Genomic DNA, 19,057 nt, shown 5'->3' on the forward strand with positions numbered 1-19,057 from the left:
TATTACCCCAAATGGTTAGAGAGATTTTGCTTCATTAAACGATCACGAAAGGGTACAGCAACATGATGCGTTTGAGAATCTATTTGATGAAACGAAATAAAACGAATTGCTTTAGGCGGTACCGGATCGTATCCAGAGCCTCCCCACGGATGACAACGACAAATACGTTTAGAAGATAACCAAACGCCTTTGATTGCACCATGAGTTTGTAATGCTTCTAGCGCATATTGGGAACAAGTTGGGATATAACGACAACGGGGTCCAAGAAGCGGACTAATCGCAATTTGATACAGTCGAATGAACCAACGCAAAATACGAACCATTGGTCATCTCTTAATTCTGCGAGGTTGGGACAACTTTAGAATGTTTTTTCGCTAAGCGTTGTAATTTTTGCCAAGCAAAATCTAATTGTTGATATAGCTCAGCATTCGTAATCGTTTCTATACCAACTTTAGGCATCACAACAACATCTATGTCTGACCCAAATTTCGGCTGATGTAGACGAAAGCTCTCACGAGCAAGACGTTTTATTCGATTTCTTTCATGCGCACGACGCACTTTTTTCTTAGCAACAACAATACCCAAACGGCTGTTAGGCTGTTCGGTTAATTTTGCAAGAAATAAAAAATGGGGTTGATGCACTTTAAAAAGCGCACCATCAAATACACTTTTATAATCTGCAGCACAGCGTATACGAAGATCTGTGCTAAAACTGTAAAGTGCCATCACACCCAAGTCTGGTCAGCGTAACAGTATTAAACAGTTAAGCTATGACGACCTTTTGCACGACGACGAGCTAATACTTGACGACCAGCTTTAGTTGCCATACGAGCACGGAAACCATGAACGCGCTTACGCTTTAATTCAGATGGTTGGAAAGTACGTTTCATATCGAAACTCCCAAAAATGATCTTTCTATAAAGGTCCGCGATTTTATTGTGCAATGTTTACGCTGTCAATGAAAAACCGTGAAAGTTTTGTATTTAAGTCAAATTTTTAACTTTTTATCTTCTCTTTATATTTAGCCTATTTTTCTTATTTAAAAGTTATGCACAAAGTAATTGTTTATTTTTATTAAGACTTTTAAGATATACACTTCTTATTTACATACTTATCAACAAACCTTGATGTGAAGTTGGTTTTGATTTGATATATTTGAATTTAAATTCATATTTTTTAGTTATCCACAATTTGGATCAGCCCTATTAAATAAATTCAAATTTTAAAATTTAAATTTATTCTTATTAGTGTGGACTTTTCTTGTGGATTTCACAGTTTTAAATTTAAAAAACATATATTTGAACTGTTGATAACTCTGTTTTTATTGTCTTTATGGATTGTGGATAAGTTTATGTGATAATTTATCCACAGGATGTACAAAAAGTTATTCACAATTGATTTTGAATTTAAATTTATTCACAAGAGATTTCTTTTTAGGCAAAATCAAACGAAATCGTCATGACAGATGTGGATAACTTGGGTAGAATGGCGACCCCTTCTCATCAGGAAGGGTTAATCTTTAAATGATTTGAATTTAAAACGCAGACATAGGGGATACACATGCTTTGGACAGACTGCTTAACTCGCTTGCGACAAGAGCTCTCTGATAACGTCTTTGCGATGTGGATTCGCCCTTTAGTAGCTGAAGAAGTAGAGGGGATACTACGTCTCTATGCTCCTAATCCTTATTGGACGCGTTATATTCAAGAGAATCATTTAGAGTTAATTTCTATATTGGCTGAACAATTGTCAGAAGGGCGGGTGCGTCAGGTTGAAATCTTGGTAGATTCTCGTCCTGGTAGTATTTTGTCCTCTAGTGAACAGCCTGCAACAACTACAGCAGCTTTACAAACTGCCCCTATACCTCAACCTGCTAAGGTTAAAAGAGAACCGGAACCTGTTGCTAATACTGCGGTTAGTTCTAAGAGTTCAAAAAAGAAACTATTAAATCCACAATTTACTTTTTCACTATTTGTTGAAGGCCGTTCTAACCAAATGGCAGCAGAAACCTGTAGAAAAGTATTAACACAGTTAGGTGCTTCTCAACATAACCCTTTGTTTTTATATGGCCCGACAGGTCTTGGTAAGACTCACTTAATGCAAGCAGTTGGTAATGCCTTACTGCAAGCGAAGCCGAATGCAAGAGTCATGTATATGACTTCAGAAAGTTTTGTACAAGATTTTGTGAGCTCATTACAAAAAGGAAAGGTAGAAGAGTTTAAGAAAAATTGCCGTTCTTTAGACTTGTTATTAGTAGATGATATTCATCTTTTGGCAGGAAAAGAAGCAAGCCTCGTTGAATTCTTCTATACATTTAATGCCTTACTTGATGAATCCAAACAAATTATTTTAACGTCAGATCGATATCCTAAAGAATTAACAGAACTTGATCCTCGTTTGGTTTCTCGTTTTTCCTGGGGGCTATCAGTAGGTGTTGAACCACCTGATATTGAAACTCGAATCGAAATTCTGCTTAAAAAAGCTGAAAATAGTGGCGTTGATTTACCTAGAAACTGTGCGTTGTTTATTGCCCAACAAGTCGTAGCGAACGTACGTGAACTTGAGGGCGCACTGAATAAAGTTGTCGCAATTTCACGTTTTAAAGGTGCTCCAATTGACCTTGATGTCGTACGGGAATCTTTAAAAGATGTTTTAGCGATCCGTGCTCGTACAATTAGTGTAGAAAATATCCAGCGTGTAGTGAGTGAATATTTCCGAATTCCATTAAAAGAGCTGGTAGGTCCAAAGCGTACCCGAATTTATGCTCGACCACGTCAGTTGGCGATGGGGCTTGCCCGTGAATTAACGGGAGATAGTTTTCCTGAAATTGGAATGGCTTTTGGTGGGCGTGATCACAGTACAGTGATGCATGCTTGTGAAAAAGTCGTTAGTTTACGGGAAGAAGACCCAATCTTTGATGAAGATTATAAGAACTTATTACGTTTGCTTCAAAGTTAATGAAATAATAAGACGTTGTTGCAAAGTCTACGTAAGTGCAGCATAGTACACAGCTAAAAAATGAAATGTTTGCTCCAAGTTGCTAGAGGAATGAATCGTGCGTTTGAAAATCGCTAAAGAAAGTTTACTCAATGTTTTATCGCATGTGGTCGGTGCGGTAGAACGTCGTCATACCTTGAATATTCTTTCAAACGTCAAAATTCAGACTAATGCTCAAGCGCTCACTATTACGGGTTCCGATTTAGAAGTTGAACTCGTAGCGAGCACCGCTTTATCAGAAGGGGCGTGCCTTGAGGCAGGCGAGACAACTGTTCCTGCTCGTAAATTGATGGAAATTTGTAAATCTTTGCCTACAGCTGCATTGATTGATTTACAAATTACTGAAGATCAAAGATGTATTTTAAAGTCTGGTAATAGCCGTTTTGTGCTAGGTACACTACCGGCTGAAGATTATCCATTGTTAACCACTGAGAATAGTCAAGGTACGCAAGTACAGGTGACTCAACGTGAATTAAAGCGTTTATTTGAAAAAACTGCTTTTGCAATGGCTGTACAAGACGTACGTTTTTACCTCACTGGTACTTTATTAGAAATTGATGAAAATCAATTGCGTGCAGTAACAACTGATGGTCACCGTTTAGCACTTTGTGAAATTTTGGCTTCCTCTACTTCATCTCAGTTGGTACAAGCGATTGTGCCTCGTAAAGCTGTGGGTGAATTACAACGTTTACTCAGCATTGAAGATGAACAGCTCACTTTGCTTATTGGCCGTGAATTATTAAATGTAACGATTAATACGCCAAGCCGTGATAAAGAACAAGGTGATATTACAGTTCGTTTTACAACTAAATTGATTGATGGGAAATTCCCTGATTATCGCCGTGTTATTCCACGTGGTGGTGATAAACATGTTTTGATTGGTCATGATGTATTTAAACAATCATTACAACGTGTAGCAATTTTAAGTAATGAAAAATTGCGTGGTGTTTTCCTAAACTTCAATCAGGATTCTTTACAGCTTCGTGCAAATAACCCTGAACAAGATGAAGCAATTGAAGATTTAGCGATCCAATATCAAAGTGCCCCATTAGAAATGTCATTTAATGCTCAATACCTACTCGATGTGTTGGGTGTATTAGATGGTGATGATGTAAATATGAGCATGACTGAGGCGAATCAGTCTGTATTGGTTCAAGATCCGGCTCATCCTGACCAGACCTATGTGGTTATGCCGATGCGTGTTTAATCTGGTTTAACTATATGCATCTTACGCGCTTAAATATTGAACGTGTGCGTAATTTAAAAACGGTTGCACTCCATGGGTTGCAACCGTTTAATGTCTTTTATGGCGCAAACGGTTCGGGTAAAACATCAATTTTAGAAGCGATCCATTTGCTTGCAACAGGTCGCTCATTCCGTACACATATACCCAAAAATTATATTCAATATGAAGCTGACGACGCGATTGTATTTGCTCAGTCAGCAACTGAAAAAATTGGTATGCAAAAACTCGCTTCTGGTGAGCAACTCATGAAAGTGAATGGCGATACCGTTGCGACTCAAGGTCAGCTCGCAAAGTTACTTCCTTTACAGCATATTGATCCACAAAGTACGGATATTATTGATCATGGTGCCAAGCCAAGAAGACAACTTTTAGATTGGCTTATGTTCCACGTGGAACCTGAATTTTATTTTGCGTGGCAATATTACTCTCGTGCGCTAAAGCAGCGTAATACCTTACTCAAAACACGGCGTAATCTTTCATTAGCTGATTTAGAACCGTGGAACAAAATGTTGAGTGATTATGGCGAGATTTTGCACTCACAGCGTTTAAGTATTGTCGAGCAATGGAATGTTTATTTCCAAAATGACTTAAGCCAATTACTGCCTGATTTGGAGATTGAGCTGGAATATAGCCCAGGTTTTCATACAGAGCAGGGGCTTATGCAAGACTTGCTGAATCAGCATCAAAAAGACATCGAGAGACGTTATACCGAGTATGGTCCGCATCGGGCAGATTTGCGCTTAAAAACGCCATTTGGACATGCTGATGATGTTTTATCAAGAGGTCAGAAAAAACTCTTGATTATTGCCTTAAAACTGTCACAAATTGCAATGTTGCATGCGAGTAATAAGGAAACTGTGGTATTATTAGATGATCTGACAGCAGAATTAGACTTAACCGCACAACAACGTTTAATTGAACGATTAAGCCAACTTGGTAGCCAGGTTTTTATGACAACTTTAGATCATGCATCGGTAAAAAAACATTTACATGATCTGTCTATTTCATATCAATTATTCAGTGTTGAATCCGGTCAAGTTAGTCTTGCTGCGCCATAATTTTTTGATGTTACCCATCTTTGAATAAACCTATATTTGCTAGGGAGAAACCATGAGTTCAGAGTCTCAATCAGCCTCTCAAACAGAACAAACCAATGAAAAGGCTTATGATTCCTCTAGTATTAAAGTATTACGTGGATTAGATGCAGTTCGTAAACGTCCGGGTATGTATATTGGGGATACAGACGACGGTACCGGTTTACACCATATGGTGTTTGAGGTTGTCGATAATGCAATCGACGAAGCTTTAGCTGGCCACTGCGATGAAATTATTGTCACGATTCACGAGGATGAATCGGTCAGTGTTTCAGATAATGGCCGCGGTATTCCGACCGATATTCACCCTGAAGAAGGGGTTTCTGCTGCAGAAGTAATTTTAACGATTCTGCATGCAGGCGGTAAGTTTGACGATAATAGCTATAAAGTTTCAGGTGGCTTACACGGCGTAGGTGTTTCCGTTGTTAACGCACTTTCAAGTAAATTGCATCTAACAATTTACCGTGCTGGTCAAATCCATGAGCAAGAATATCATCATGGCGATCCGCAATATCCATTGCGTGTGATTGGTGAAACGGATAATACCGGAACAACTGTACGTTTTTGGCCAAGTGCAGAAACATTCAGTCAAACCATTTTTAATGTTGAAATTCTAGCACGCCGTTTACGTGAGCTTTCTTTCTTGAATGCTGGTGTACGTATCGTTTTACGTGATGAACGTATTAACCTTGAGCATGTCTATGACTATGAAGGCGGTTTATCTGAGTTTGTAAAATACATCAACGAAGGTAAAAACCATCTCAACGAAATCTTCCATTTCACAGCCGATGCTGACAACGGCATTGCTGTAGAAGTTGCATTGCAATGGAACGATAGTTACCAAGAAAATGTTCGCTGTTTCACAAACAACATTCCACAAAAAGATGGTGGTACGCACTTAGCAGGTTTCCGCGCAGCTTTAACACGTGGCTTAAACCAGTATCTTGAAAATGAAAATATTCTCAAGAAAGAAAAAGTGAATGTGACTGGTGATGATGCGCGTGAAGGTTTAACAGCTATCATTTCCGTTAAGGTTCCTGATCCGAAATTCTCGTCTCAGACAAAAGAAAAATTGGTATCAAGTGAGGTAAAACCAGCGGTAGAGCAAGCAATGAACAAAGAGTTCTCTGCTTACTTACTTGAGAATCCACAAGCTGCAAAATCAATTGCAGGCAAGATTATTGATGCTGCACGCGCACGTGATGCTGCACGTAAAGCACGTGAAATGACACGCCGTAAGAGTGCATTAGATATTGCAGGTTTGCCTGGTAAATTGGCTGACTGTCAGGAAAAAGACCCAGCGCTTTCTGAATTATATCTTGTCGAGGGTGACTCTGCGGGTGGTAGTGCCAAACAAGGCCGTAACCGTAAAATGCAGGCTATTCTACCTTTAAAAGGTAAGATCCTGAACGTTGAGCGTGCGCGCTTTGACAAAATGATCTCTAGTCAGGAAGTGGGTACATTAATTACAGCACTTGGCTGTGGTATTGGCCGTGAAGAATATAACCCTGACAAGCTTCGTTATCATAAAATTATTATTATGACCGATGCCGATGTCGATGGTTCGCACATTCGTACATTGTTATTAACATTCTTCTTCCGTCAAATGCCGGAGTTGGTGGAACGTGGTCATATTTATATTGCACAGCCACCTTTATATAAACTCAAAAAGGGTAAGCAAGAGCAATATATTAAAGATAACGACGCATTAGAAACTTACTTGATTTCAAATGCGATTGATGAGCTTGCTTTACATATTAGTGCTGATGCGCCTGCAATTACAGGTGAAGCGCTGGCAAAAGTAATTCAAGACTATCAAGTTTCACAAAAGAGCTTACAACGCTTAACGTTACGTTATCCAGCAAGCTTACTGGATGCATTACTCGAAGTCGATGCATTTAAAGCAGATCAAAACCATGATCAAGCTTATGTACAACAATGGGCGGATCAAGTACGTGAAGCTGTACAAAGACTACAGCCAAGTTTGCGCCCTGAAATTACGCTTGAAACATTTGAACGCGAGAATGCTCAAGGCGAGAAATCTGCGCATTACTGGCCACGTGTAACTGTATATGTTCATAACTTGCCACATGCTTACTTACTTGACGCAGGTTTATTGAATTCTGCGGAATATGCTCGTTTATTGAAGAACTCGAAGAGTTGGTTCAAGTTAATTGAAGATGGCGCATACTTACAAAAAGGTGATCGTCGTATTCAAGTCGCTAATTTCCATCAGGTATGGCAGCACATTCTGCAAGATTCACGCCGTGGAATGATGATCCAGCGCTATAAAGGTCTGGGCGAGATGAATGCTGAGCAGCTTTGGGAAACCACAATGGACCCTGAAAACCGTAATATGTTACAGGTGACTATTGATGATGCAATTGAAGCTGATCGCATGTTCTCATGCTTAATGGGCGATGATGTTGAACCACGTCGTGCCTTTATTGAAGAAAATGCATTAAATGCGGATATTGATGCTTAATTGATAGCAAGATTCTAAATCAGTCTAGGGAGAGAAGATGATGAGTCAAAAAATTCTAGCAAGTATGCTGATTTCATGTGCGGCTTTAGTGAGTCATTCTGCATTTGCAGCAGACTTGGAAGCCGACATGAAAACTTTAGCGAAGAGCACTAAAGCCTTTGCTGAAGCAAAAGATATCGATAACGCTAAACAGCAGCTTGTGATTATGCGTCAGGCAGCATTATCTTCAAAATTATCTTTACCTCATAAGTTGGAAGGTTTACCCCCTGAAAATGTACAGGTAAAAGAGTACCAAGCGGGTTTAGATCAGTTGGTTGCTGAAATTGATCGGGTTACGGTTTTTGTTGATAAGGGACAATTGGACCAAGCCAAAACTGAAGCAATTAATCTGGTAAATATTCGTAATGAAAACCACAAAAAGTTTAGATAAAGTTACTTTGATCTAAATCAAATAAAGGGAATGTTTGATTCATTCCCTTTATTTTTGGCTATACAAATTTATTTAACCAAACTTATTAATTTTCTACAAAATCTGTAACCTGAATGAGTGCATGGCCAAATAGGTAGCCAGCCGTTAAGAGGATACAGATCCACAAAATAGCTCCTGCCACATTGTAAATCAAAAATTTTCCATAGCTCATATTGCTTGAGCCGGCAGCGAGGGGTGCAAAAGAACGTGCGAAAGGAATAAAACGTGCTAAAAGAATAGTTTTACCGCCATGTTGCAAGAAATAGCGGTTCGTTTTATTCAAATATTCTTTTTTAATAAAACGTGATTTTGCTTCAAAAATACGGTTTCCAAAATGGCGGCCAATAGAATAATTGACGATATAGCCTAATGTTGCTGCAACGGTGAGCAGAGTAATCATATAACCAAGATGCATCAGTTCAACCACCGAGCACAGTGCACCTACAGTTAAAAGTAAGCTATCTCCAGGTAAAAAGAACATAAACACAAAAGCGGTTTCAGAAAAAATAATCAAAAAGAGTATGGCATAAACCCATGCACCATACTCCTGAATCAAAATAGGTAAAAATTGTTCAAAATTAGTAATAAAATCAATAAAATTCATTCAGTTTGTCTGATCCCGAATTAAATACCTACTCAAGAAGGGTAAAAACGAAGTTACAGAATTTAGTTAAATTATCTGTGTATGGCAACCCTTAAGATGTAGCTTAAGTTTTATATGTTATCAAATTTGAATCTATCTCAAAAATTTAACAGCTGAATGAAACTTTATTAGAGATCGTTCATATTTTTATAAGCTAATAAAAAATAAAAGCCAGTACAGATACTTAAATATACGAATACTGGCCAAGATATTTAGTTTTCAAATGAGGCTTCCATTTCCTCAAGTTCCATCATGAGTTCTAAGAGTTGCTCTTCATATTGTTCAAGCTTAGCTTTGAGTTCGGTTTGCTCATTCATCAGTTTAAGCAAATCTTCCTTACGATTAGCTTCATATAGTGAAGTATCTGCTAAAGCTTCTTCGATTTGAGCAAGACGTGGCTGAAGCTTTTCAATTTGAGATTCAACCTTTTCAATATTTTTACGGATTGGTCGAGTTTGTTCACGACGGCGAGCTGCTTCTTTACGCTGTGCTTCTTTATCGACTTTAGCGGGAGCGGCAGAAGATGAATTATTTTGTGCTACAGCAGTCTGAGCATTGATTTGTTGCTGGCGTGCTTCACGTAGCCATTTAGCATAATCCTGCAAATCACCTTCAAACTCGGTACATTTGCCACCGTGTACCAAAAGGAGTTCATCACAAACGCTGGCAATAAGTTGACGTTCGTGAGAAACCAGAACAACTGCACCCTCAAAATCTTGTAAGGCCATACTAAGCGCATGACGCATATCAAGGTCTAAGTGGTTCGTTGGTTCATCCAGAATTAAAACATTTGGGCGCTGCCATACAATGAGTGCTAAGGCCAAACGAGCGCGCTCACCCCCAGAGAAGCTTTCACATGGAGTATCCATGCGTTCGCCACTAAAGCCAAAACTACCTAAAAAAGAACGTAATGTTGCTTCACTAATTTGTTTATCGGCTATCCGGGCGAGTTGAAGCATTGGGCTGGCATGACCATCTAAGGCGTCCATTTGGTGCTGCGCAAAGTAACCAATGTTGAGTAGCTCGGAAGCTTTACGTTCACCTGCCAGTAATGGTAAATCACCCACCAAGCTTTTAATCAATGTTGATTTACCCGCACCATTCATACCAAGCAGACCAATACGCGAGTTTGGCGTAATTTGAAGTTTAATTTTTTCAGCAATTTTTTTATCGCCATAACCTATGCTGGCATTTTCTAAGGTCAGTAACGGTGAACTCATTTTGGTAGGTTCACGGAAACTAAAAGTAAACGGTGTATCTACATGAGCAGGTGCAAGTTGCTGCATGCGTTCAAGTTGCTTAATACGACTTTGTGCCTGACGAGCTTTAGTGGCTTTAGCCTTAAAGCGATCAATGAACTTTTGTAAATGAGCACGTGCTTCTTGCTGTTTTTCAAAAGCTTGTTGTTGTTGTGCTAAACGTTCACTTCGAGTGGTCTCAAATGTGGAGTAGTTACCCGTGTAAAGCGTAAGTTCCTGATTCTCAATATGAAGAATATGGTCTGTAATTGCATCTAAGAAATCTCGGTCATGCGAGATTAAAATGAGGGTGCCTTCATAAGCTTTGAGCCAATCTTCTAACCATAAAATTGCATCCAAATCTAAGTGGTTAGTTGGCTCATCCAATAAGAGTAAGTCAGAACGACTCATCAATGTACGCGCCAAATTCAGACGCATACGCCATCCACCAGAAAAACTAGCAACGTTTAAACGTAATTGATGTTCTAGAAACCCTAAACCAGCCATCAGCTGAGCTGCTTTAGATGGCGCAGAATAACCATGAATTTCATCAAAACGGCCATGTAATTTAGCCAAATCCGAGTCTGTTAATTGTTCTGGTTGAGCAAGTTTATTTTGAATATCCCAATATTCTTCATCTCCAGAAAGGACAAAATCGATAGCAGGCATGTCTAGGGCTTTAACTTCTTGCGCCATATGAGCCACAGTCCATACGGAAGGACGAGTAAGCGAGCCTTCATCTGCTCCTAAGCTACCGAGTAATGCTGCAAATAGTGTTGATTTACCTGCACCATTGACCCCAGTTAGACCAATCTTCCAACCTGGGTGTAATTGCATAGACGCTTTTTGAAATAGAACACGTCCACCGCGGCGTAAAGAAACTTGGTCAAATTGAATCATCTTGTCTTATCGAGGTGAGTTAGGGATGCTGTATTTTAAAGAGAACTGATCATGAAGACAAAACTTTCGGAGTTTTAGTTTATAAATACTGAGATTGCATGGTTTCACTGATCCCGATTAAAGCTATTCGTCTGAAAATATCCAAATTTTGAGCAAGATAGGCCACATTTAGAAAAATATGGCTAAAATAAAAACAATTTAAAATTTGGTTGATAAATGAGCTACTAACTAATAAAACCAGACTAAGGAAAGTCAAATGAAAAAAAGATTGGGGATAGTAAGTGCAGTTATTTGCTGTGCTATGGGGACAACACACGCGGGGCAAAACGTATGTGTATTCGATTTATTGGGTAAATCAGGTGAATCCTACAAAATGATGGAAGAATGGGCACTTGCGGCAAAAAGTTGGCAAGCGGACATTACATTAATTCCATTTCAAGATGAAGCTCTAGTAGATCGTAGGCTGCGTGAGGGTAAATGCGATGCAGCTTATATGACTTCAATGCGAGCACGAAACTACAATAAATTTGCAGGCTCGATTGATGCGATTGGCGGGGTGACAAGTAATGCTATTGCTCAAAAGGCGATTAGTTACGTTTTGGATCAACGTAATAAACATCGCATGCTAACCACACAAAATGGAACAAACTATGAGGTGGTTGGAATTGTCCAGATTGGACTAGCATACTTATTTGTAAGAGATAGAAACCTCAACTCAATTGAGAAAGTACGTGGGACTAAGTTTGCCATTTTGCAATATGACGCAGCCCAGAAAATTATAGTTGAAAGTGTAGGTGCCCAGCCTATTCCTTCTGAGATTACCGATTTTGTGAAAAAGTTTAATAGTGGCCAAGTCGAGGCAATTGCTGCACCTGCTTATGCTTATAAACCGTTAGAAATTGGTAAGGGAATTGGAGCAAATGGAGCCATGTTTACTTTTCCTGTGGTGAACGTCACAGGGGATTTAATTGCAAGAAGTGATAAGTTTCCGGCCAATTTTGGAATGAAGTCTCGTGAATGGTTTATTAAACAGTTGCCACAGAACTTCGCAATGGTAAAACGGTTAGAAACCGGTATTCCTCCTAAAATTAAATTAAATTTTTCAGCCGAAGATAAGTTGAAATATCAGAAAATATTACGTGAAGGTCGCCTTGGCTTAACAAAACAAGGTGTATATGACGCGACAATGATGAGTGTACTCAAGCGCGCACGATGCACCATTGAACGGACAAATTTTGAATGTACGCTGACTGGAGAGTAGTTTGTTTTTTAATCACAAAAACCCTACAGATATTTCAAAGCTGAATATGGGTATGAAAATTGTGAATATAAAAAATAACTTACGGAAAATTAGCGATTTTTCATTTTAATAAATAATTTAAATCGAACAAACAATGGTTCAATGAGATAAAAATATTTGAGTAAAAGCTCTATTTTTTTCTAAAAAACATGATTAATATCTGTGTTTGAAAGGAAACTTCAAACAAAAAATCTGTTCCGTGGAAGGATGAAGAAAATGAAAAAAATCGTACTTGCTATGGCTGCCGCTTCTGTTGTTGGTTTTTCTGCTTCAGCGCAAGCAGCGAGTACCGTGTGTGTATTCGACCTCTTAGGAAAAGCAGGCGACTCATATAAAATGATGGAAGAATGGGCTCTAGCTGCAAAAGGCTGGGGTACTGAAATTAACTTAGTTCCTCGTCAGGACGAGGCTGTTGCAGATAATGATTTTAAAGCTGGTAAATGTGATGCCGTAGCAATGACAGCTATGCGCGCTCGCCAATATAACAAATTTGCCGGATCAATCGACTCACTTGGCGGCGTTCCTAATAACCAAATTGCTCAACGTGCTATTACTTATGTATTAGATGCACGTAATGCTGCAAAAATGACAACTAACCTTGGCGGTAAAAAATACGAAGTTGCTGGTATCTCTCCGTTAGGTTCAGCGTTCATTTTCGTACGTGATAAAAACATTAACTCAGTTGAAAAAGCTGCTGGTAAAAAATTCGCCGTGTTAGGTTATGACGATGCACAAAAAATTATGGTGCAGCGCGTAGGTGCTCAGGCAGTTCTTTCTGATATTTCAAACTTTGCTGCTAAATTTAATAATGGTCAGGTAGATATGGTAGGTGCGCCTGCTTATGCATACAAACCATTAGAATTGAACAAAGGTTTGGGCGCAAACGGTGTAATGTGGAACTTCCCGGTATTACATGTAACGGCTGATTTAGTATTACGTGCTGATAAATTCCCAGCAGGCTTTGGTCAAAAGTCTCGTGATTGGTTCGTAAAACAATTACCAAAAAGCTTTGCAATGATTAACCGTTTAGAAGCACAAATTCCAGGTAAATACAAAATGAACCTAAGTGCTGAAGACAAACTGAAATATCAAAAAATGTTACGTGATGGCCGTATGGATTTAACTAAACGCGGTATTTACGATCCAGGTATGATGTCTGTATTGAAAAAAGCACGTTGTTCTGTAGACAAAGCTAACTTTGAATGTTCAATGCCTGGTGAATAATTCATTTTGAACTTAAAAGCCTAGATTTATTCTAGGCTTTTTTGCTTTCTATAGACTGTCAATTCAGCCATTGTGATTCATTAAAAAGACGCTAATCTAAATTGAGGATAAAACTTCATCTGGATATATGAAGATATTAGAAAATAGAACAAGGAAGTGAGTCATTAAAAGAGCTAAGGGAATTTAACTCGTTATTTTTTATTGAGCTCGGATAAACAGAATTGATCATAACAATATCTAAATTGTGAATCTTAGATGAAGCATATCTCATGAGAATCATGCCAACCAGCGTGAAATTTCTTGATGCCAAAAACAAAAAATTTACAAGGAAAGGAAAAGAATATGCGATTTTCCAAAACGCTTTTACTTGCGATGGGACTCACAACAATTTCATTTGCAGCCGAGGCCAAACAAACCATATGTGTTTTTGACTTTGTTGGTAAAAATGGCGATGTCTATGCACTCATGAAGGACTATCAGCTTGCAGCGAAAAACTGGGGAGCTGATATCGAACTAAAAGTAAACCAGAATGAAGCAGTGATTGCTGAAGATTTTAAAGCGGGCAAATGTGATGGTATTAGTGTATCAGGCATGCGCGGACGTCAATTCAACTCATTTACGGGATCATTAGATGCAATTGGTGCGATTCCAGATCTCAAACTTGCTGTTAAAGTCATGCAAGGTTTAGCAAGCCAAACCTTTAGTAAATATATGGTCAATGGCCGCTATGAGGTAGTAGGTGTTATTCCGGTAGGAGATGCTTACCTTTTAGTAAACGACCGTAGTATTAATACCGTAGCGAAAGCTGCCGGTAAAAAAATCGCCGTATTAGACTACGATGAAGCACAAAAAATCATGGTTCAGCAGGTGGGTGCCCAGGCAGTGAGTGCTGACGTGACGAACTTTGGAGCTAAATTTAATAATCATCAGGTGGATATTATTGGTGCACCAGCAGCAGCTTTTAAACCTTTAGAGTTACAAAAAGGCTTAGGTACAAAAGGGGCAATTGTAAACTATCCAATTTTACAGGTGACCGGAAATATTATTATTCGTCCAGACAAATTCCCAGCTGGTTTTGGTCAGAAATCTAGAGAGTGGGTGGCTAGTCAGTTACCACGTGCTTTTACTATCTTGGGTAAAATGAAAGCGGATATTCCGCAAAAATATTGGATGGAAGTACCAGCTGCCGATAAACCGGGTTATCAAAAGCTCATGCGTGAGTCTCGAATTAACCTTACACAACGCGGGGTGTATGATAAACGCATGATGAAACTACTATGGCAATTCCGTTGTAAGCAAGACGCGAAAAACTTTGAATGTGGCTTACAAGATGAGAATTACAAATAATCTTGATAAAAATACTCAAGATTCGCTTTAAACTTCGAAGACAGACCCTATATTGATTATGCTATACTCAATATAGGGTCTTTTTTATTTTGAAAGGCACAGCAAAATCCGAGGAACAATCATCATGAATGCCCAAGCTCTAGTTTTGACAGATAATGCTGCCAATAAGGTACGCCAACTCCGTGATAGTGAAGGGAATGACGATCTCATGTTACGTGTATATGTAACCGGAGGCGGGTGTTCAGGGTTTTCATACGGCTTCAATTTCGCCGAAAGCGTAAATGAAGATGATGCTGAATTTGTAAATGGCGATGTAAAGATGCTGGTTGACTCGCTCAGCTATCAATATTTAGTTGGCTCAGTGGTTGATTATGTTGAAGGCCTTGAAGGTTCACGCTTTATTGTGCAGAACCCGAATGCGACAACAACCTGTGGTTGTGGTTCTTCATTCTCAATTTAAAAAGAATTTTAAATAAAAAAAACCTCTCTATGATGAGAGGTTTTTTATTTATAAGATTATGCTTGATCATGTATAGATTCTAAAAAGCATTGTACGAGTTCAGGTGCATTTTGATAAGGAATCCAATGAGAGGCATCCATAAAAATAGCCTTATAATTATTTTTAAAATAACCTGAATTTAACTTGGCACTTTTTTCTGTTACTGCAATATCATGCTTACCCCAAATAAAAAGAGTGGGAACGTCTATTGCTTTAAAAGGATTTTCAGGCTTTTCCCAAAAAAAGCCACGATACCAGTTTAATGCCGTAGTTAGCCTATTTTCCTTTATAAATTCAGTTTCGAATATTTCAATTTGCTGTTCGGTCATGCCAGATGATTTAAGAAATTTTCTTGCTACTTTAGGCATTTTCTTAAATAAAAGTTCGGGCAAAATAGGAAGCTGAAAAACTGCAAAATAATAAGATTTTAGTAGTTGATTGCTACTTAAGCAGGCTTTTAAAAAAGCAGCTTGATGGGGTACGGAAACTAAAGTGAGATGTTGAATATACTGTGGATACTTCATAGCTACACTAGACGCAATTACAGAACCCCAATCGTGCCCAATTAAATAAACTGGTTGACCAAGTCCCTTAATAAAAACTGCGACATCTTCAGTTAGTTCACTTAAAGCGTAATGAAAGCGGCTTTGTGGTCTAGCATTTAGACTATAACCACGTTGATGGAGCGCAAATGTTCTAAATTGATGCTGATGTAATAATTCCGAAGTCTGCTCCCAACTATGGGCAGTTTCTGGAAAGCCATGCAATAAAACCACGAGAGGGCCATCTATAGGGCCTGAATCAATGACATCGAATGTCCAAGCCCCACGTGTGTATTGATGAATACGTTTGGTCAGATCCATAAGAACATGCCTTACTTATTTTTGTTGGCATTTATCATGAATTTTTATGACCAATTTAATAACAGCATTTCGGGTCAGGAAATGTGTTATGAGGTCGAATCAGTCCAATTAAATCGAATAAGTAGTTTTATACCGCCGTGATCGTGCCTAAGATTCTAAAATCTGACGCTCCGGTTACCGCAGGTAAATTACCACTTAAACCATTCACAAAACGCATTGCTAACCATGCAAATGCTGTAGCCTCAACCCAAGTAGGGGAGAGCCCTAAAACATCAGTGGTTTGAACTGACCAATTGTGCTTACGTAAGCGCCAACGTAATTGTTCTAACAAATAAGAGTTATAAGCTCCACCTCCACATACATAAACTTCACCTGTTTCCATATTAGAACGATAGATCGCTTTTTGAATGGCACGTACAGTAAGTTTCAATAAGGTAGCTTGAATATTTTCAGGTGTATCTTCTAACTCATCATAAGTTAAATCATTACGCCAATCGATTAACTGATCATCTAACCAGTCAATATTGAAATCTTCACGTCCCGTACTTTTAGGAGGTTCTTTAGAAAAATACTCATGAGCATAAAGACGGTCGAGTAACGAACGAATAGGATGACCATAAGCTGCCCAGTCACCATTTTCATCATATGGATGACCTGTATGGCGATGGCACCATGCATCCATCAAAATATTCGCAGGCCCCGTATCAAACCCAAATACGCCGTCAGGATTATTGGCAGGCAACATACTTACATTGGCAATGCCGCCTAAATTCAAAATCACCCGATGAATGCTTGGATGTTGAAATAATGCTTGATGAAATGCAGGCACTAATGGAGCGCCTTGACCACCTGCTGCCATATCTCTACGACGGAAATCTGAAACGACCGGAATTTGAGTGATCTCAGTAATAATGTTTGGATCGCCAATTTGTAGCGTAAAACCATGCTCTGGACGATGACGAATGGTTTGTCCATGCGACCCAATCGCTTTAATTTGTCTACGATCTAATTGGTGCTTTTCAATGAGAGAATTAATCCCGTGACCAATCATTTTGGCTAGAGCAACATCAGCTTTACCCATGCGGTCAATTTCATTGTCATCGGGTAAAGTTAATGCCATAAGCTCATCACGTAACTCGGGTTCGAATGGAACTGTAAGTGTGGCATGAAGCTGTAGTGGCTCAAATGAAGCCGCAACAATATCCACACCATCCATACTAGTGCCAGTCATTACGCCGATATAGATTGCGCTCATATGCAACTTCCCCTGCAAGACGCTGAAAAAATGTTAGTATATCGCACAAATTGAATAACTGATGTGTTTAGGTTTTGTGATGTCAAATTTCTTGCCCGCCGAAGAACAGCTTGCCCTCATCCAACGAGGCACGCACGAAATTATTTCAGAAGAAGATTTACTGAAAAAGCTTAAAGAGAATCGTCCTCTTAAAATTAAAGCTGGTTTTGACCCTACAGCTCCAGATTTACATTTAGGACATACGGTTCTTATTAATAAACTAAAAACGTTTCAAGATTTGGGTCATGAAGTTACTTTCTTGATTGGCGACTATACAGCCATGATTGGTGATCCAACAGGCAAAAGTGCAACTCGTCCGCCGTTATCACGCGAACAAGTTGAAGCTAACGCTAAAACTTATCAAGAACAAGTTTTCAAAATCTTAGATCCGAATAAAACAAAAGTACGGTTTAACTCAGAGTGGTTTAACCAAAAGTCTGCTGCGGATCTTATTCAGTTGGCAAGCCAGCAAACAGTATCACGTATGTTAGAGCGTGATGACTTCACTAAGCGATATAACAATCATCAGCCAATTGCAATTCATGAGTTCTTATATCCTTTAGTTCAAGGCTATGACTCTATCGCACTTGAAGCAGACGTTGAGTTAGGTGGTACAGACCAAACCTTTAACTTACTCATGGGCCGTACGTTACAAAGCCGTTATGGCCAAGAATCACAAGTGTGTATCACTGTACCAATTCTAGAAGGTTTAGATGGCGTAAATAAAATGTCTAAATCTTTAGGTAACTATATTGGTGTTTTTGATGCGCCAGGTGCAATGTACCAAAAAGTATTATCAATGCCTGACTCTTTAATCGAACGTTATTTCGATTTATTAAGTTTTAAATCTCTAGATGAGATCAAAGCTTTATTAGATGAAATCGCGGCTGGTCGTAATCCACAAGAAGTAAAACGTATTCTTGCACTCGAGTTGGTTGAACGCTTCCATGATGCTGAAGCTGCTGCTAATGCTCATAAGAGTGCTGGTAACCGTATTACAGAAGGTGAGGTGCCGGCAGATACTCCTGAAGTAACTATTTCACGTGGTGAGTTTGGTGGTGAAATCTTTATTGCCACGATTCTTCGCGTAGCAGGATTAAATCCAAATGCAGCAGCTGCAAAAGATGCTGTTGCACGCGGTGCAGTAAAAGTAGACTGGAATGTAGTAGATGCAAGTTTCTCTGTAAAAGAAAACGGGACTTTTATTATTCAGTCTGGGAAAAAAGCAATTGCACGTGTAACTTTCACTGACTAAAAGTTATGTAGTGATAGAAAAGCAGGAGTAATCCTGCTTTTTTTTATTTCAAAACCATAAAACTAATTAAGCGTTCCACGTGGAACCATCTAAGTATTATTAAGAATAAAATAAATTAAAAAAATAAGAAGAAATATAAAGTGAAGGTAGAGTATTTGCTCTAATATTTCTTTGGATTCTTTGGATTCTTTGGATTCTTTGGA

Annotated in this window: 17 protein-coding genes; 10 read left to right on the forward strand and 7 right to left on the reverse strand. The window is 38.9% G+C overall.

What is annotated here, in order from left to right; all coding sequences use genetic code 11:
• Window positions 1-2 precede the first annotated feature (2 nt).
• From yidD to rpmH, 3 genes are read right to left on the reverse strand one after another with little or no spacing between them, the layout of a single operon-like run.
• Entirely contained in the window at window positions 3-323 is a 321-nt protein-coding gene (gene yidD / locus R5R67_RS15490) for a membrane protein insertion efficiency factor YidD (RefSeq protein WP_000251652.1), read from the reverse strand.
• 10 nt (window positions 324-333) lie between these two features.
• A complete protein-coding gene (gene rnpA, locus R5R67_RS15495; protein ID WP_001240377.1) occupies window positions 334-726 on the reverse strand; it encodes a ribonuclease P protein component in 393 nt (130 codons plus the stop codon).
• A gap of 29 nt (window positions 727-755) precedes the next feature.
• A complete protein-coding gene (rpmH, locus tag R5R67_RS15500; RefSeq protein ID WP_000831329.1) occupies window positions 756-890 on the reverse strand; it encodes a 50S ribosomal protein L34 in 135 nt (44 codons plus the stop codon).
• 670 nt (window positions 891-1,560) lie between these two features.
• On the opposite strand from rpmH, the gene dnaA reads away from it, so the two are divergent.
• The 5 genes from dnaA (at window position 1,561) to cybC (ending at window position 8,252) form a co-directional block, all read left to right on the forward strand.
• Window positions 1,561-2,958, forward strand: coding sequence for a chromosomal replication initiator protein DnaA (dnaA, locus tag R5R67_RS15505; RefSeq protein ID WP_000964768.1), 1,398 nt, complete (start codon window positions 1,561-1,563; stop codon window positions 2,956-2,958).
• A 97-nt stretch (window positions 2,959-3,055) separates the two neighbouring features.
• The gene (gene dnaN, locus R5R67_RS15510; protein ID WP_001237350.1) at window positions 3,056-4,204 is read left to right on the forward strand and encodes a DNA polymerase III subunit beta; all 1,149 of its coding nucleotides are present in this window, start codon (window positions 3,056-3,058) and stop codon (window positions 4,202-4,204) included.
• A 14-nt stretch (window positions 4,205-4,218) separates the two neighbouring features.
• Window positions 4,219-5,301, forward strand: coding sequence for a DNA replication/repair protein RecF (recF, locus tag R5R67_RS15515; RefSeq protein WP_000550807.1), 1,083 nt, complete (start codon window positions 4,219-4,221; stop codon window positions 5,299-5,301).
• Between the two features lie 52 nt (window positions 5,302-5,353).
• A complete protein-coding gene (gene gyrB, locus R5R67_RS15520) occupies window positions 5,354-7,822 on the forward strand; it encodes a DNA topoisomerase (ATP-hydrolyzing) subunit B (RefSeq protein WP_000093729.1) in 2,469 nt (822 codons plus the stop codon).
• Window positions 7,823-7,859: 37 nt separating this feature from the next.
• Window positions 7,860-8,252, forward strand: a complete 393-nt coding sequence (cybC, locus tag R5R67_RS15525; RefSeq protein ID WP_000987632.1) for a cytochrome b562 — start codon at window positions 7,860-7,862, stop codon at window positions 8,250-8,252.
• A gap of 85 nt (window positions 8,253-8,337) precedes the next feature.
• Here cybC and R5R67_RS15530 read toward each other — a convergent pair whose 3' ends face one another.
• A complete protein-coding gene (locus tag R5R67_RS15530) occupies window positions 8,338-8,895 on the reverse strand; it encodes a VTT domain-containing protein (RefSeq protein ID WP_001009202.1) in 558 nt (185 codons plus the stop codon).
• Window positions 8,896-9,146: 251 nt separating this feature from the next.
• The gene (locus R5R67_RS15535) at window positions 9,147-11,072 is read right to left on the reverse strand and encodes an ATP-binding cassette domain-containing protein (RefSeq protein WP_030424144.1); all 1,926 of its coding nucleotides are present in this window, start codon (window positions 11,070-11,072) and stop codon (window positions 9,147-9,149) included.
• A gap of 256 nt (window positions 11,073-11,328) precedes the next feature.
• Between R5R67_RS15535 and R5R67_RS15540 the strand changes: the two genes are divergently transcribed.
• From R5R67_RS15540 to erpA, 4 genes are all read left to right on the forward strand, one after another.
• Window positions 11,329-12,333 (forward strand): putative solute-binding protein, encoded by a 1,005-nt coding sequence (locus R5R67_RS15540; RefSeq protein ID WP_005119207.1) that lies wholly within the window; start codon window positions 11,329-11,331, stop codon window positions 12,331-12,333.
• A gap of 255 nt (window positions 12,334-12,588) precedes the next feature.
• Window positions 12,589-13,596 (forward strand): putative solute-binding protein, encoded by a 1,008-nt coding sequence (locus R5R67_RS15545; RefSeq protein ID WP_005119208.1) that lies wholly within the window; start codon window positions 12,589-12,591, stop codon window positions 13,594-13,596.
• Between the two features lie 342 nt (window positions 13,597-13,938).
• On the forward strand, window positions 13,939-14,943 hold the full coding sequence (locus R5R67_RS15550) for a putative solute-binding protein (protein ID WP_005119209.1): 1,005 nt from the start codon (window positions 13,939-13,941) through the stop codon (window positions 14,941-14,943).
• A gap of 124 nt (window positions 14,944-15,067) precedes the next feature.
• Window positions 15,068-15,403, forward strand: a complete 336-nt coding sequence (gene erpA / locus R5R67_RS15555; protein ID WP_000993572.1) for an iron-sulfur cluster insertion protein ErpA — start codon at window positions 15,068-15,070, stop codon at window positions 15,401-15,403.
• 56 nt (window positions 15,404-15,459) lie between these two features.
• Here the strand turns inward: erpA and R5R67_RS15560 are convergent, their stop codons facing one another.
• Window positions 15,460-16,305 (reverse strand): alpha/beta fold hydrolase, encoded by an 846-nt coding sequence (locus R5R67_RS15560; RefSeq protein WP_000366401.1) that lies wholly within the window; start codon window positions 16,303-16,305, stop codon window positions 15,460-15,462.
• A 127-nt stretch (window positions 16,306-16,432) separates the two neighbouring features.
• The gene (locus R5R67_RS15565) at window positions 16,433-17,560 is read right to left on the reverse strand and encodes an anhydro-N-acetylmuramic acid kinase (RefSeq protein ID WP_001274581.1); all 1,128 of its coding nucleotides are present in this window, start codon (window positions 17,558-17,560) and stop codon (window positions 16,433-16,435) included.
• Window positions 17,561-17,621: 61 nt separating this feature from the next.
• Between R5R67_RS15565 and tyrS the strand changes: the two genes are divergently transcribed.
• A complete protein-coding gene (gene tyrS, locus R5R67_RS15570; RefSeq protein WP_000335558.1) occupies window positions 17,622-18,854 on the forward strand; it encodes a tyrosine--tRNA ligase in 1,233 nt (410 codons plus the stop codon).
• The last annotated feature ends 203 nt before the right edge of the window (window positions 18,855-19,057 follow it).

Source organism: Acinetobacter sp. OYA S30 (assembly GCF_033599315.1).
GTDB lineage: Bacteria > Pseudomonadota > Gammaproteobacteria > Pseudomonadales > Moraxellaceae > Acinetobacter > Acinetobacter baumannii.